Genomic DNA, 15,319 nt, shown 5'->3' with positions numbered 1-15,319 from the left:
CATTTCTCCATTATATTTTTAATGAGCATAAAGTACAACTTCTAACCTTAAGATGGTTTTTTTTACATTTTATCAGAAAAGCGGCAGCGCCTTGTTCAGGCACTGGAGCTAGATAAATTAAAATATAATCTCTTTACCTCAGAACCCATCCACTCGAGATTATTCGGGACTTGCGGGATTCCATACCCAATGTAAAGTGGAGTGGTAACGAAACGGGGAACAATTTTGGCAATAATTTCACCATTAATATGATGAAAAAACAAATTATAGCTGCCCGCCTTGAAGGGAAAATGGTTTAATATATAATCCACCGCAATTTGAAGGTAATCTCCGAACCTTTCAATGTAGCCTTTATCGGTCATTCGCACATTAAACTCATAAAATCCTATTCTTGGCTTTGTTGATAGTGTGAATCGGACCCCTTCCGCCTCATTAATTACAATCCCCTCGAAGACCACATCCTCTATCTTTTCTCTACAATCGATATCATGTAAGCCAATGATTTGCATATGGGGATGTGCCAGCGTTCCTCCCGATAACGGACCATGGTTTTTGAAAAAAATAACCGATTTAAATTCACCGGTTTTCTCCATAGCCAACCAATGATGAATTCCAAACCTAATCAATTTATGTAAATGCTCCGGTGAATAAGTCGACAATTCCGCATCACAATCATCTGTTTCAATTAACACCGTTTGATACGCATTCTCCAACACAGGGTATTTATTTTTTAAAAGAATGATCGAACCATCGACAGCCAATATATTTGTTAGCCCGTCTCTATCGCAAAAAGGACAGGCTTGCTGCTTATTACGAATATTTTCGGGCTTTTGGACACCGATGGAGGTATTAAAAAATAGATGACTTTTATTCAAATGCGTATCCCCTCTCTAAACATACTTTCTTCTATATTTATGGCTGAAATATTTTCTTTTTCCTACTTTTATCATAACACGCATTTAAATATCCACATCACATAATGCTTAATTTACGAAATGGTTGAATAGTAAGTTTTTTTACGAATATCTTTTAAATAAACAAGCTATCAAAGAAAGGGGGGATTTTATGTTAACCAAATTAGAAGCTCTTATATTGGGAATTATTCAAGGATTAACGGAGTTTTTACCTATAAGCAGTACAGGCCATTTGTATTTAGGGAGAAATTTATTTGGATTGCAGGAAGCGGGGCTGCTTCTGGATACGATGCTGCATGTCGGGACACTCCTGGCTGTGTTTGTTTTTTATAAGGACGAGTTTATGAAAATCATAAAAAACCCGTTTTGCAAATTAACCTTTCTATTAATAGTAGGAACGATTCCTGCCGTTGTTATTGGACTATTATTCAAAGATTATTTTGAAGAAATTTCGAAAACGGGGGCAACAATCGGATGGGAGTTTTTAATTACGGGAATCTTTCTATGGTTTGCTGACAGTATTAAAAATGGCTATAAAAAGATGGATGAAATTAGCTATTCGGATGCCTTTATTATCGGTACTTTTCAAGCAGCCGCCATTTTCCCCGCTATATCCCGTTCCGGAATGACGATTGTTGCTGCGTTATGGAGAAAATTAGACCGGGAAACGGCTGCCTATTTTTCCTTCCTTTTATCAACACCGGCTATTGCTGGAGCTGTTGTCCTTCAGTCACTCGATTTAGTCAGCGGCGGGGGTGAAGAAATCTCTTTATCCGCCCTGCTCGTTGGCATCGTCTCCTCTGCCATTTTCGGTTATGTTGCCGTTAGATGGATGATCGGCTTTTTGAAAAAGCATTCTTTAAAACCATTTGCTATTTATGTCTGGGTGTTAGGGTTAGCCATTTTGATTTTCCAATTTACGGGTAAATTTTAATAGAAAAAACGCGGTTCGTACGTTGGAACCGCGTTTTATTATTAGGAAACCGGAATAACTTCTCTCGCCATTTCTCTTGCTGCTTCTGCCGCCTTCTGTTTTGCTTTTTCCATAATCTTAGTCGCCATTTTCGGAAAATGGTCCATTCCTTCTGCGATAACGGTATCCATTACCTCAAAGCCAAGGAAGCCAAGTGCAGTTGTTAAGAAGCGATCACCGAATTCAAAATCAACCATTGGGCCTGTAGAATAGATGCCTCCGCGTGTTTGAATATGGACAGCCTTCCTGCCTGTTAGTAGTCCTTTGGGACCATCATCGGTGTTGATAAACGTTTTGTTCACAATGAAGACGTTATCGAGGAATGCTTTTAAAATGGCCGGTGAGCCAAGGTTCCAAAGCGGAGTAACAAAAACATAATAATCCGCGTTAATAAACTGATCGGCAAGCGCATGCATTTTGATAAGCTTCGTCCGTTCTGCTTCGGAAAGCTGCTCAATTGTATATCCCATAAAGGATAGTTTGGCCCGGGCATACAATAAATCCATATCAATTTCAGGGATTTCCATGTCGTATAAATGCATCGGAACAATTTCTACATCGGGCTTTTCTTTTTTGAACGCTTCCAGAAAAACCTCACCAATTTGCATCCCTTTTGAAAGGTTTTTATCATTTTTTGGGTTTACTGTAATATAAAGAAGCCTCGACATTTAGATCCCATCCCCTTTTTAAAATTTTTTCTATTACTATAGTACTATAAACTTTCTTGCTCACTATTGAACAATAAGTGAAGTTTGTGGAAAATTTATGAACAGCTAGCCTTTTCCATTTTTGGAATAGCTTTAGCGATTTAGTTGAATTAAGGGTGACCGAATACTAAAATTAAATTAGGTTCTGAATTCTACATATTAAGGCATCAAAAAAGTATTTTCCTAGGGGGGAGTTTATGAGATACGCTATTATCACCGGGGCATCAAGGGGTCTGGGCGAAGCGATTGCCAAAAGGATGCTGCAGGAGCAAATTGCAGTTGTGTCCGTTTCCCGGACTGAAAATAACGGGATCCGGAAGCTTGCATTAGAAAAAGGACTTTTCTACCGACATTATCCCTGCAATCTTTCTTTAGAAAAAGAAGTTCAGGAGGTGTTTATGGAAATCGCTCATTGTATTTATCAAAAAAATCCGCACGAAATCTATCTTTTTAATAATGCCGGTGTTATCGAACCAATCGAAACAGTCGGAAATTTGGATCAAACCCCGATTATTCGAAATATCCAAGTAAACTTAATTGCACCGATTTTAATTACCAATATCTTTTTGAAGAAGGCCGGCCAGTCCGGTACGACGGTTCAGGCCATTAATATTACTTCCGGTGCCGCAGTTCGCTCGATTGAGGGCTGGAGTGTTTATTGCAGTGCGAAGGCCGGGTTAAATATGTTTACCCAAACTGCCGCATTAGAGCAAGCAGAAATGAAAACCAACAATAAAATAATCGCCTATAGCCCGGGAATTATGGATACAAAAATGCAAGAAACGATCCGCTCTTCCTCCAAGGAAGCATTTAAGGAACTGGAGAAATTTATAGATTACAAAGAAAAAAACAAGCTGCTGGAGGCAGACGCCGTCGCTAACCCGTTAATTGATTTGGTATTAAACGGAAATGCCGAGAGCGGAAAAATATATCATGTGAGTGATTTTATAAAATAGTTTATTGAAGGACAAAACCCCCTGGCGGAACAAGAAAACTGTCCTTCAACTCAGCTTTCAAGGACAAATATCCACAGGTCTAGGTTTGTATATGTTCCTACACAACAAGAAATGACGTGTATCAATTTCACACGTCATTTCTCTTAACAGGCTTACTTATTCATCAGACTCTGACTCAAAGGAACACTCTTTTAGCGGGATAAATTTCGTTTTATGAACGAACTTATACCCGAGCCAAAATGCCAAAAAGATCGGTAAACCAATATAGGCTACAGCTAATCCATACCAATCAATCTTACCAGTTAAAAAAGCTTGATAATTTTGGCCGAAAATGACAATGACACACATCGCAAAAGCGAGAATCGGACCGAACGGGAACCATTTCGCCTTAAATTTCAAATCATTCATGTCCCTGCCCTGTGCCAAATATGCTTTTCTAAAACGGTAGTGGCTGACGGCAATTCCAAGCCAGGCAATAAATCCGGTTAAGCCTGACGCATTTAATAACCATGTATACACTTGATCTCCAAAAATGGACGTTAAAAAGGCAAAGGCCCCAATAATTGTTGTTGCGACAAGGGCATTCATCGGAATCCCGCGTTTATTTACTTTTTGTAAAAATTTAGGTGCCTGACCATCCTTTGCCATGGACCAAAGCATGCGTGTCGATGCATATAAACCGGAATTCCCTGCCGATAAGACCGATGTCAAAATGACCGCATTCATCACAGATGCCGAAAATGCAATGCCCACTTTCTTAAATACAAGGGTAAAAGGACTGACAGCGATTTTGTCGACATCCCCGCCTAAAAGGTTAGGACTTGTATAAGGAATAATAAGTCCAATGACAGTAATGGCAACAATATAGAATAAAAGAATACGCCAAAATACTTGTCGAATCGCCTTTGGTACGTTTTTCTCGGGCTCTTCACTTTCTCCGGCGGCAATCCCGACGAGTTCCGTTCCTTGAAATGAAAAACCGGCGATGAAAAAAATACTTAATATGGACAAAAAGCCTCCATGAACCGGAGCATCTCCTATAGTAAAGTTTTTAAACCCGATAAACTGTCCGCCCAGAATACCGAAAATGGTGAGCAAACCGACTCCTATGAAAACAATGATAGTCACTACTTTTATTAAGGAGAACCAATACTCGGATTCTCCGTAACTTTTAACCGACAATGCATTCAATAAAAAGATTAATCCTAAAAACAAGGCACTCCACACGATGCTCGGTACATCAGGAAACCAAAACTTCATAATAATAGCTGATGAAACTATTTCAACCGCCAGTGTTATAGCCCAGTTGAACCAATAATTCCAACCGAGCGCAAAACCAAATGCCGGATCAACAAAACGGTTGGCATATGTTGAAAAGGAGCCTGAAACCGGCATGAAGGTAGCCATTTCTCCGAGACTTGTCATCAAAAAGTAGACCATGATGCCGATAGCTCCATAAGCTATTAGCGCTCCTCCGGGTCCAGCTGTTTGAATGGACGACCCTGATGCTAAAAATAACCCTGTCCCGATTGAGCCGCCAATCGCAATCATCGTCATGTGACGTGCCTTAAGATTGCGTTTAATGTGCATTCCGCCTTTTTCATCATTATGACTATTCTGACTATTTTCATCAATTTTGATTGCTTCCATTCTTGTCCCACCTTTACTATTGAACATTCGGGTCTACTTCACTTTTTATAAAATCCTTTTTTTCTCCACAAATTGTTAGCTGAACTTACTTGTTTCCTATGAGTGATTTACTCTGTCTTGTAAAGGTTAGGAATAAATCACCCATAAGATTATCCGGCAAATTATTTTGAAAAATCAAAGTAGTTTCGTTTCAATAAGCGGGGGACAGCCATAAGCGTATCATACGTCATACTTTTTTCGAGTTTTGACGTATCAATTAAAAACAGCTGATCTTCGATTTCTTTCACTGTTTCATCTGTTTGATAGGTCATTCCGCATTCTAAGCAATGGACGGATGGTGTGTTCTGAATTTCAATCGCTTTTGTACCATCCGGAAGTTCCCAATAGACTGTGTTGCTCGTTTCACGTGCTGTGTCAGACTCACACCATTGACAATTCACGATTATTCCTCCCTTGCTCCGACCGTCTCATACTTGTTCAGTTGCGATTGGAATTTTTTCTCTTTTAACTCGTCACGTTTATCACGTTTATCCTTTAATGAGCTATGTTCAGGATTTTCATTATACGTTTTTCGGCGATCTAAACGTTTTAGGCCTTCCGGAGTAAGGTTAAATTTCGTGTCATCAATAATAGAAAGAACACCATTACTTTCAAACTTTTCAAACACTTCAGGATATACCTTTTTGTAGTAATCCTCAGCACTGCCTGACTGATAATTTTCCGGTTCCGGATAAGATGTAATGACACCTTCGAAGTTACGTAATACGACTTTATTAGAACTTTGAGAAATGATATAGTTCGGCTGCAATGGAATTTTACCGCCGCCTCCCGGGGCATCAACAATAAATGTCGGAACGGCATAACCCGATGTATGGCCGCGAAGACCTTCCATGATTTCCAATCCTTTGCTAATCGGTGCACGGAAATGGCCGATCCCTTCTGATAAATCACATTGGTAAATATAATAGGGACGAACGCGAATTTTAACAAGATCATGCATAAGCTGTTTCATGATTGGCACACTGTCGTTAATTCCTGCTAAAATAACCGCCTGGTTCCCAAGTGGTACACCAACATTTGCAAGCATTTCACATGCACGCTTCGATTCTTCCGTAATTTCAATTGAAGTATTGAAATGTGTATTCAGCCAGACCGGATGATACTTTTTCAAGATATTGCAAAGGTTTTCGGTAATGCGCTGCGGAAACACGACAGGCGCTCTGGTACCGATACGAATAATTTCCACATGGGGAATCTCGCGTAAATTCTTTAAAATATATTCTAAAATGTTGTCATTAATCAGAAGTCCGTCTCCTCCGGAGATCAGCACATCTCGAATTTGCGGGTTAGAAGCGATATAATGAATGGCTGTGTCCAACTGTTTCTTTGGTACGCCCATTCCAATTTGTCCGGAGAAGCGTCTTCTAGTACAGTAACGGCAGTACATGGAGCATTGGTTTGTGACTAAGAACAGCACGCGATCGGGATAACGATGCGTTAAGCCGGGTACCGGTGAATCTTCATCTTCATGCAGGGGATCCTCTAAATCATATCTTGTTTTATACAATTCCTGCGCGATTGGAACAGACTGCATACGAACCGGACATCTTGGATCATCTTGATCCATAAGCGATGCATAATACGGCGTGATGTTTAATGGGATTGTTTTCGTTGCAATTTTAACTCCTTCTTCTTCCTCCGGTGTTAAATTGACTACTTTCTTTAAGTCTTCTAAACTTTTAATCGTATTTGTCAATTGCCATACCCAATCATTCCATTGCTCCTCCGTTACATCCTTCCAAAGCTCGATTTCTTTCCAATGTCTTTTTGGTTTAAATAAATTGTTTCTCATCATAATCCCTCCAAAAAAATTATTTTATTGACCGTTTTTAGTGAATTCTCCCCTGATCTATTACTTTTTTAAGAAAGGCTATTTTCGCATAGATTGTTGTTTTTCGTATAAGTTTATCAACCCGTATAATTAGAAGCTTCGTGGCATCTTTTCGTAAGAACATTTGCGAAAATTGCCTAGAAACTTAGTAAATGAACTTTATTAAGTTTCAAAAGCAACAAAGTTTACGAAAAGAGCCTTAAGAAATAAAATACTCCATATAATAGCGATTTTCCCCTTCGCCAAATTCATCGAATCTCGTCTCTTTTATCACAAACCCTAATTTTTCATATAATTTGACGGCTGCTTTGTTTTCTATGTTGACCGTTAAGCAAACCTTTTGAAAACCATCTTGCTTTAGAAGTGGATAAATTTCGTGTAAAAATAATTTCCCGATTCCTTTCCCTTGCTGGTCGGATCGGACATAAAACCCAAAAATGTAGGCTTTATGTATATCATTGTAATCTCTCATTAATTCACAAATTGCTATCGGTCTTGGATCATTTGACTGACGATATTGAATGAGTTTTCCATAGCGTGTAAGCGGAATAAGCGTTTGTTCATCAACAGCTCCTACCCCCGGAAAGGCATCTTTTTCAAGCTCCATCATCATTCTTAGCTGTTCCGGGTCTAATGAAGCCGGTACTTCGACAAAATAGGATTTGTTTATTGTTTCCACTTTTCCTTCCTCCTCTGTTCGACTTCATATTGGATATCATCCAATGGCCATATTGGCCTTGGAATGTGACGATACGTAAAAGTGGTCAACCGATTGGAAGCAACACCGGGTGCATCCACATAAATAATACGGCCAACAATCGGCTCAAACGCTGCCCGGAAATGATTTTTTGCTTTTAACCCAAGAATTCTCTTTGTCGAAGGCTCAATTCCAATATGCCGAAACATTTCCGGATCGTTCGCTGACATCGGCCTTCCAATAAGCAGGACATCCATCTCGCCGACGCGAATGTGTGCCGCTCCCTTTAAATCAACTTTTAAATGCTGATTGAAGGGCCCTGAATTGTGAAATATACCGTCTGATAGAGCCACGACCGTTGCTTCGACCTGAACGGGTTCCCCAAATTCCGGCGATACTTTCCCTCCAAGGGACAACGATACCTTGTTTCCGGCTCCAGTCCTAAGGCAAGCCTCAATGGATTCGGGATCGTAGAGTCCTCCAAAAAGTGTGTCGGGAGTATTCATGTGCACCATTTCCCGAAGCAGCTCTGTTGTATCCCCGCTCCCGCAGCTTAACGGATTATCTGAGATATCAGCCAGAACGATTGGCAAGTCATCCTCTATCGCCAATGCCGCATTCAATCCTTCTTTCACACCTGGCAAATCGATGATAAATTCTTCTCTTACACTCCAAAACAAGGAAGCTAGTTTTTTAGCAGCCTCTTTTCCTTTTTGCGGATCGAGCGCCACAACCAGCACGCATGCACCTGCCACAGGTATATCCGAGTAAGGAAATCCGCCAAATACGGACACATTGTAAATCCCTTCATCCTCTTCCGCTTGTTTCGCCCATTCGATCATTTTATGCATCGGCCCTTCTGCCGTTCTCATATTGATAGATGGAGGCATCATCGGCAATTTTTCAAATGAAGCGTAATATGTCACGCCTTCCTTTAATTGCTTTAATAAAGCGATAGCAGCATGGACGCCTTGTTCATACATATCAATATGGGGATATGTTTTAAATCCAAAATGAAGCGGTGTGTAATCAATCATTTTTCCGCTTAAATTGGCATGCATATCCAGGGTTGTTGCAATCGGGACCTTGGGTCCGATGATTTCACGGATTTTTCCCAGTAAATGCGCTTCCGGATCATAGAGGTGCTCCACAACCATCGCGCCATGCAGTGCCAGCAATAAACCGTCCAGCCTTCCTGACTGTTGGATGGACTCCAGCATTTGCTCTTCGATGATAGAGTAAGCATTTGTTGAAACCACACCCGATGGAATTGCGGCCGCACAAAGCAGCGGTACGATTTCAACATCCTCTTCCTGTTTCAATACATCCAGAAATCCTCCCACTTCCGTTTTCGTTTCTGAATAGGCATCATAAATTTCATCGCCGATAAAGTAGCCTTCATTTCGGAACTGTTCGATTTCGGTTTTCATCGGGCTGAAACTGTGGGATTCATGGTAAAAGAAGGCAATTCCAATACGGTGTTTTCTCATATTCTCCCCCTTCGCATTAGACATAGGCATTTATCAATAGTTCGTATAGATTGACTTCCACTCTGTCATGACATCGAATGCATGATGAGAAACTTCACGGTGGCCGTTTCCGGACATTTTCATCCCCCCAAATGCCACCCCCATCTCGGCATTGGACGTTCCGTTGTTAATATAGACAAGACCGCTTACCGCTTCCTTTGCAGCACGGTTCGCAAAATGAAGGCTCTCTGTATAAATGGAAGTCGATAGCCCATAAATGGTCCCATTATTTACTTCCATCGCTTCTTCATAGGAATCTACTTCAATGATGGCAAGTACAGGACCAAATATTTCTTCCTGTGCAATAACATCCGTCGGCTTTACGTTTTCAATAATTGTCGGCTCATAATAATAGCCGCCCAATTCGGTGACGCGCTGACCGCCTGATACAATTTTCCCGCCTTGTTCTATCGCTGTTTTCACATATTTTTCGACTATGATAAGCTGGTCTTCATTTACAAGCGGACCAACTTGATTCCCTGCTTCAAGACCGTTTCCTATTTTCATAGACTTTGTTTTTTGGACAACTTTTTGTAGGAGCTTCTCCTTCACTGAACGCTCTACAATTACCCTGCTTGCCGCTGTACAGCGCTGACCCGTTGTTGTAAAAGCGGATTTAACGATTCCATCAGCCGCTTTCTCCAAGTCCGCATCCTTCAAAACGATTACCGCATTTTTTCCACCCAATTCTAAAGATATCCGTTTTAACGTTTTGCAGCTCATTTCAGCAAGCTGTTGTCCGACTTCCGTTGAGCCCGTAAAAGAAATGACTTTGACATCCGGATGCTCAGCGAGGGTTCGTCCGACTGTCCTTCCCGAACCGGTAATTAAGTTTAAAACCCCTGCCGGCAATCCCGCGTCTTCCAGAATTTCTACGAAAATCTTTGCCGATAACGCTACCTCTGAAGCAGGCTTCCATACGACCGTATTCCCCGCAATCAGAGCTGAAAAAATTTTGTAGGAAGCAAGCGCTACCGGGAAGTTCCAAGGGGTAATGCATGCCGTAACACCAAGCGATTCCCGCACCATTCTCACGTTACGGTCCGGGAAAGATGCAGGAACTGTTTCTCCAAAGAGGCGCCGGCCCTCTCCCGCCATATATTGGGCAGTAGCACTGACCACTCCGACTTCGCCCAAAGACTCTGCAAGCACCTTGCCCATTTCCATTGTCATAACTTGAGCCAATTCTTCTTTGCGTGTTTCAAACAGTTGAGCAGCTTTCGTTAAATAAGCCGCTCTTTCGGGAATAGGAATGTTCCTCCATCGTGAATAGGCTGCATTCGCGTTTGAGACCGCATCGTTCACTTGCTCTGTTGTTGCTGCGGCACATATCCCGACAAGTTCTCCGGTAGCAGGGTTCAAACTTTCAAAGTAGGTTTGATCAGGTTCACTTACCCATTTCCCATTTATATAAAGCTCTCCCTGAAGAATCTTTTGTTTAATTTGATTAGACATAAATATGACCTCCTCTTCTGTGGTACCGCCGGGAGAAATAAAGATTAGCTCTCCGCGATCGTTTCTGAGATAACCTCTTCTAAAATCGTTAATCCCTTGTCCAGCACATCCTCTTGAATGTTAAGCGGAAGCATTAAACGGATTGTTTGCCCGCTTACACCACAGTTCATAATGAGCAAGCCGGATTCCAGTGCCTTCGTTTTGATCCTCGGTACAATTGAAGCTGAAGAATGCCGGTCAAATTCAATACCAATCATCATGCCCACTCCCCGGACCTCAACAATGCCAGGTAAATGACCGACTGATTTTTGAAGCCGTTCGACTATCTCTGCTCCAAGCAGTGCACTACGTTCTACTAACTTTTCTTCTTCAATTACCTCAATATTTGCCAGGGCTGCAGCACAAGAAACCGGATTTCCGCCAAATGTCGAACCATGGCCACCTGTCGGCCATTTTTCATGAAGCTCACGATTGGCTACAATGGCACCAAGAGGCATGCCGCCTGATAGGGCTTTTGCCAGTACTAAAATATCAGGTGTCACATTGGCATGCTCTGCCGCGAACATTTTTCCTGTACGGCCAAACCCTGTTTGTACCTCGTCAAAAATAAGCAAAATGCCGTGCTCCTCCGTAATCTTTCTTAACGCCCGCAAAAAGCTTGGCGGTGCCGGAAAATAGCCGCCTTCCCCCATTACCGGTTCAATGATGATGGCCGCTACACGGGAAGGGTCCACGCGTAAATCAAACAGTTTTTGAAGCTGATTCAAGCAATACTCGTTTACTTCGTCTTCTTTAATGTTTTTTAATTGGCTAGGATACGGATATGGGACGTGGTACACTTCACCTAATATAGGTTCATAATAACGCCGGTATTTAGAGCTGGAAGCCGTAATGGCTGTTGCCCCTAATGTACGTCCGTGAAACGACCCTTCAAAAGCAATAATGGCCGGTCTGCCTGTGGCCGCCTTTGCTAATTTAAGCGAACCGTCTATGGCTTCAGCACCCGAATTGGAGAAAAAGACCGTGTCTAAATTTCCCGGTGTAATGTGTGCAAGCTTTTCCGCTAAATTGGCTGCCGTTTCATAATACCCATAGTTCAATCCAAGATGGATCAAGTTCTCTGCTTGCTTTTTAATGGCTTCAACCATTTTTTCATTCGTATGCCCGACTGCATTGACGGCCACTCCCGAAACGAAATCAATGTATTCCTCGCCGTCGGTTGTCCAAAATTTGGCGCCATGCGCTTTTTCGATGACAAACTCTGTTACTCTTGTCATGACCGGCGATATATGCTTGCGTGCTTTTTCTTGAATTTCATCTGTTTTATTTTGTAATTTCATATGTCTCATCCTTTCTAAATTGCTCCTGGAATATCGTGAATGCTCTATCTAAAATGTTCACCATCTCATCAATTTCTTCTTTTGTGACAGTTAATGGAGGACTGATGATGAGATGTTCTCCCTTTATACCGTCAATTGAACCGGTGCCCGGATAAAAAACGGCACCGAGGTCCATCGCAATTCCATTTAATGTTTCAGCGGCTTTTTCAGATGGATCGAACAGCTGATCATACTCACGATTTTTTACAAGCTCCATGCCGATTAATAGTCCTCTGCCTCGAACATCGGATATATAGGAATGTTTTTGCTTCAGCTCCAATAGTCGGTCGACAAGGTAAGTGCCTTGCTCCATAACATTTTCCAGCACCCGATCACGCTCATATACGTGCAATGCAGCAATTCCGGCAGCTACTGCCACGGGATGCCCGCTATAGGTGTAGCCGTGAATGAATTTCCCGTCACTGTTTTGAATGAGCCCCTCTATTAACCGATCATGAACAATCATGCCGGCAAGCGGAGCATATCCGGCCGAAACCCCTTTTCCGAAGGTGATGATATCAGGTTCAATTCCAATCTGTTCTGTAGCAAAGTTGGTCCCGGTACGGCCAAATCCTGTCATAACTTCATCGATGATCAAGACAATTTGGTAGCGGTCACACAGTTCCCGAACTTTTTCAAAATACACTGGCGGCGGCGGAACAGCACCTTGCTGGCTTCCGACAATCGGTTCGGCGATAAATGCCGACACATTCTCGGGACCAAGCTCTATAATGGTTCTTTCAATGTCCGTCACACACGTCAAGTTCTCTTTCGCAAGACAATCCTCTTTTTGACGGCCGTATGGACACCGATGGCAATAAGGTGAATAAACGTGGGCATAGTTTAATAGATTAGGAGTATAGGCATGCCTTCTTTTGACATCTCCCCCTGCCGATAAAGAACCAATTGTGTTGCCGTGATACGATTGCCAGCGCCCAATCACAATGTGCTTTTGCGGTCTGCCGGCATCCCTGTGATATTGCCTTGCCAGCTTCAAAGCACTTTCATTTGCTTCTGAGCCTCCGGTGGTAAAATACACTTTATTTAAATGATCAGGAGCCATCTTTCCTATCGTTCCGGCTAATTCATGCAAGGCTTTCGTTTCAAAGCGCATTGTATGGACGAAAGCTGCCTTTTTTGCTTGTTCTGCCATAGCGTCTCCAATTGAAGTAACCCCATGACCCAAGTTAGCGGCAACCGCACCTGAGCAAGCATCCAAATATTTTTTCCCATTCTCATCGATGAGATAGACTCCTTCGCCGTGGGAAATGATTGGGTACTCCTTTTTTAAATCACGATGAAACACATAGTCCTTTTTTATTCTGTCCATCTTTCCACCACCATGGCCATTCCTAATCCGCCCGCTACACAAATCGTCGCAAGGCCAAATTGGCGTTTTTGTTTTTCAAGCTCATGACATAATGTAGTAATGATTCTTGCACCTGAACATCCAAGCGGATGGCCTAAAGCAATCGCCCCGCCGTTTACATTCACGTTTTCGCCTTTCAGGCCCCATTCTTTTAAACAGGCAAGGCTTTGAGCAGCAAACGCTTCATTTAATTCAATCAAATCAATATCTTCTAAACGAAGACCCGCTTTTTTCAATGCAAGTTTGGTGGCAGAAACCGGGCCGATTCCCATTTCTTTCGGTGATACACCTGTTGCAGCAAAGGAACGAATCCTTGCCATCGGAACCAATCCAAGCTGCTTCACCTTTTCTTCCGACATCAACATCAGCATGGAGGCACCATCATTTCTGCCCGAGGAGTTCCCGGCCGTTACCGTTCCATCTTTTTGAAACACCGGTTTTAGGCTTCCTAACTTTTCAACGTCTGTCAATCTTGGATATTCATCAATGGTAAAGTGCCTGATCTCCTTTTTCCCTTCCTTTACCGGTACCGGAATGATTTCATCTTCAAAAAGACCCATTTCAATTGCACGTTTTGCTTTCTGCTGACTCATGAAGGCAAATTCATCTTGTTCCCTGCGGCTAATGTTATATTTTTCAGCAAGCCACTCAGCTGTTTGTCCCATTGTGAAATGGCCGTATATATCCTCCGGCTGTGATTTAGGCTGACTTTCTGTGTTTGAGTCATACATTGTCATATTTCCCGTCATGAGACCAAATCGGGTTCCTACCATATAATGGGGAGCTTGTGACATGCTTTCCACTCCACCGGCCAAAACCACTTCTGCCTGGCCGGATAAAATGGACATTGCCCCGTTCATGACAGCCTGCATGCCCGAACCGCACTGACGATGGACCGTATAGGCGGGAATCGATTCTGGAAAAAGAGCCTTTAATGACGCCACCCTGGCAATATTCGGTGCATGGGCACTTTGTTTCGTTTGACCAACGATAATTTCATCGACGATATTTGCACCGTAACCGGCAGAAGAAAGATTATTTTTCATGATAAGGGATACGAGCTCTTCCGGGAGTGAATCCGCTAATGAGCCGCCTAATTTTCCGATAGCCGTTCGAAAGGCATTTACGATTACCGCCATTATGCCTTCACCTCATTCCCTATAATGGATTCAGCAATATGGAAAGGCGCTTCTGTTTTCTGTTGAACTTCCATAAGGGAAATCCCCGGTGCCAACTCAATTAGATGAAGTCCATCTTTTTTTACAGAAAATACAGCTAAGTCGGTAATAATTAAATCCACTCTACGTTCCGATGTAATCGGATAGGTTAATTCGTTGACGATCTTTGACTCTCCTTGATTAGTCGTATGCATCGTTGTCACGATCACCTTTTTGGATCCCTCTAATAAATCCATCGCCCCGCCTACACCAAGAACACTTTTTCCCGGTACAGCCCAATTGGCGATTCGCCCCTTGGCATCTATTTGCAGCACACCTAAAATCGAGACAGTTACATGTCCCCCGCGAATCATCGCAAAAGAGGAAGCGCTATCAAAAAAGGATGAACCCTCCAATACTGTGACAGGAAGTTTTCCGGCATTGACAAGTTCTTTATCGATATGCGCTTGATCGGGGGTCGGGCCTACTCCAAGGATGCCGTTTTCTGAGTGTAAAAAAACTTGAACGTCCGGTGGAATGAAATCGGCCACCATCGTTGGAATCCCAATTCCTAAATTAACGATATCGCCATTCTTTAATTCCTTCGCTGCTCTTGCAGCAATATATTGTTTCACATTCATG

General features: G+C 42.4%; 14 protein-coding genes. 2 read left to right on the top strand and 12 right to left on the bottom strand.

The annotated features are described in order from the left end of the window. Nucleotides 1-95 precede the first annotated feature (95 nt). Nucleotides 96-875, bottom strand: a complete 780-nt coding sequence (locus AC3ANV_RS04235) for a DUF4931 domain-containing protein (RefSeq protein ID WP_488312427.1) — start codon at nt 873-875, stop codon at nt 96-98. 190 nt (nt 876-1,065) lie between these two features. Between AC3ANV_RS04235 and AC3ANV_RS04230 the strand changes: the two genes are divergently transcribed. Next, nucleotides 1,066-1,848, top strand: coding sequence for an undecaprenyl-diphosphate phosphatase (locus AC3ANV_RS04230; RefSeq protein ID WP_488312426.1), 783 nt, complete (start codon nt 1,066-1,068; stop codon nt 1,846-1,848). A 41-nt stretch (nt 1,849-1,889) separates the two neighbouring features. Here the strand turns inward: AC3ANV_RS04230 and AC3ANV_RS04225 are convergent, their stop codons facing one another. Further along, the gene (locus tag AC3ANV_RS04225) at nt 1,890-2,555 is read right to left on the bottom strand and encodes an FMN-dependent NADH-azoreductase (RefSeq protein ID WP_488312425.1); all 666 of its coding nucleotides are present in this window, start codon (nt 2,553-2,555) and stop codon (nt 1,890-1,892) included. A 236-nt stretch (nt 2,556-2,791) separates the two neighbouring features. On the opposite strand from AC3ANV_RS04225, the gene AC3ANV_RS04220 reads away from it, so the two are divergent. Continuing rightward, nucleotides 2,792-3,550 (top strand): (S)-benzoin forming benzil reductase, encoded by a 759-nt coding sequence (locus AC3ANV_RS04220; RefSeq protein ID WP_488312424.1) that lies wholly within the window; start codon nt 2,792-2,794, stop codon nt 3,548-3,550. 156 nt (nt 3,551-3,706) lie between these two features. Here AC3ANV_RS04220 and AC3ANV_RS04215 read toward each other — a convergent pair whose 3' ends face one another. The 10 genes from AC3ANV_RS04215 to AC3ANV_RS04170 form a co-directional block, all read right to left on the bottom strand. Continuing rightward, the gene (locus AC3ANV_RS04215) at nt 3,707-5,140 is read right to left on the bottom strand and encodes an amino acid permease (RefSeq protein ID WP_488314129.1); all 1,434 of its coding nucleotides are present in this window, start codon (nt 5,138-5,140) and stop codon (nt 3,707-3,709) included. 221 nt (nt 5,141-5,361) lie between these two features. Next, on the bottom strand, nt 5,362-5,640 hold the full coding sequence (locus tag AC3ANV_RS04210) for a YokU family protein (RefSeq protein WP_488312423.1): 279 nt from the start codon (nt 5,638-5,640) through the stop codon (nt 5,362-5,364). A gap of 2 nt (nt 5,641-5,642) precedes the next feature. Continuing rightward, nucleotides 5,643-7,052 carry a lysine 2,3-aminomutase gene (kamA, locus tag AC3ANV_RS04205; protein WP_488314128.1) on the bottom strand — a complete coding sequence of 470 codons (1,410 nt, stop codon included), beginning with the start codon at nt 7,050-7,052 and terminating at the stop codon, nt 5,643-5,645. 238 nt (nt 7,053-7,290) lie between these two features. Continuing rightward, nucleotides 7,291-7,770 carry a GNAT family N-acetyltransferase gene (locus tag AC3ANV_RS04200; RefSeq protein WP_488312422.1) on the bottom strand — a complete coding sequence of 160 codons (480 nt, stop codon included), beginning with the start codon at nt 7,768-7,770 and terminating at the stop codon, nt 7,291-7,293. Beyond that, entirely contained in the window at nt 7,758-9,278 is a 1,521-nt protein-coding gene (locus AC3ANV_RS04195; protein ID WP_488312421.1) for a M81 family metallopeptidase, read from the bottom strand. The genes AC3ANV_RS04200 and AC3ANV_RS04195 overlap by 13 nt, the downstream gene beginning before the upstream one ends. A 33-nt stretch (nt 9,279-9,311) precedes the next feature. Continuing rightward, entirely contained in the window at nt 9,312-10,772 is a 1,461-nt protein-coding gene (locus AC3ANV_RS04190; protein WP_488312420.1) for an aldehyde dehydrogenase family protein, read from the bottom strand. 44 nt (nt 10,773-10,816) lie between these two features. Further along, entirely contained in the window at nt 10,817-12,112 is a 1,296-nt protein-coding gene (locus AC3ANV_RS04185; protein WP_488312419.1) for an aspartate aminotransferase family protein, read from the bottom strand. Further along, the gene (locus tag AC3ANV_RS04180; RefSeq protein WP_488312418.1) at nt 12,096-13,481 is read right to left on the bottom strand and encodes an aminotransferase family protein; all 1,386 of its coding nucleotides are present in this window, start codon (nt 13,479-13,481) and stop codon (nt 12,096-12,098) included. Before AC3ANV_RS04180 ends, AC3ANV_RS04185 begins: the two co-directional genes overlap by 17 nt. Then, the gene (locus AC3ANV_RS04175) at nt 13,469-14,659 is read right to left on the bottom strand and encodes a thiolase family protein (protein ID WP_488312417.1); all 1,191 of its coding nucleotides are present in this window, start codon (nt 14,657-14,659) and stop codon (nt 13,469-13,471) included. Before AC3ANV_RS04175 ends, AC3ANV_RS04180 begins: the two co-directional genes overlap by 13 nt. Continuing rightward, nucleotides 14,659-15,318 (bottom strand): 3-oxoacid CoA-transferase subunit B, encoded by a 660-nt coding sequence (locus AC3ANV_RS04170; RefSeq protein ID WP_488312416.1) that lies wholly within the window; start codon nt 15,316-15,318, stop codon nt 14,659-14,661. Before AC3ANV_RS04170 ends, AC3ANV_RS04175 begins: the two co-directional genes overlap by 1 nt. Nucleotide 15,319: the final 1 nt, after the last annotated feature.

It is taken from the genome of Neobacillus sp. DFD-2R, assembly GCF_057747865.1.
This window is presented reverse-complemented; position numbering and strand designations above follow the sequence as displayed.

Coding starts and splice junctions, on each gene's coding strand:
- AC3ANV_RS04230 (WP_488312426.1), top strand. CDS start 1,066: ATGTTAACCAAATTAGAAGCTCTTATATTGGGAATTATTCAAGGATTA.
- AC3ANV_RS04225 (WP_488312425.1), bottom strand. CDS start 2,555: ATGTCGAGGCTTCTTTATATTACAGTAAACCCAAAAAATGATAAAAAC.
- AC3ANV_RS04220 (WP_488312424.1), top strand. CDS start 2,792: ATGAGATACGCTATTATCACCGGGGCATCAAGGGGTCTGGGCGAAGCG.
- AC3ANV_RS04215 (WP_488314129.1), bottom strand. CDS start 5,140: ATGCACATTAAACGCAATCTTAAGGCACGTCACATGACGATGATTGCG.
- kamA (WP_488314128.1), bottom strand. CDS start 7,052: ATGAGAAACAATTTATTTAAACCAAAAAGACATTGGAAAGAAATCGAG.
- AC3ANV_RS04195 (WP_488312421.1), bottom strand. CDS start 9,278: ATGAGAAAACACCGTATTGGAATTGCCTTCTTTTACCATGAATCCCAC.
- AC3ANV_RS04190 (WP_488312420.1), bottom strand. CDS start 10,772: ATGTCTAATCAAATTAAACAAAAGATTCTTCAGGGAGAGCTTTATATA.
- AC3ANV_RS04185 (WP_488312419.1), bottom strand. CDS start 12,112: ATGAAATTACAAAATAAAACAGATGAAATTCAAGAAAAAGCACGCAAG.
- AC3ANV_RS04180 (WP_488312418.1), bottom strand. CDS start 13,481: ATGGACAGAATAAAAAAGGACTATGTGTTTCATCGTGATTTAAAAAAG.
- AC3ANV_RS04175 (WP_488312417.1), bottom strand. CDS start 14,659: ATGGCGGTAATCGTAAATGCCTTTCGAACGGCTATCGGAAAATTAGGC.
- AC3ANV_RS04170 (WP_488312416.1), bottom strand. CDS start 15,318: ATGAATGTGAAACAATATATTGCTGCAAGAGCAGCGAAGGAATTAAAG.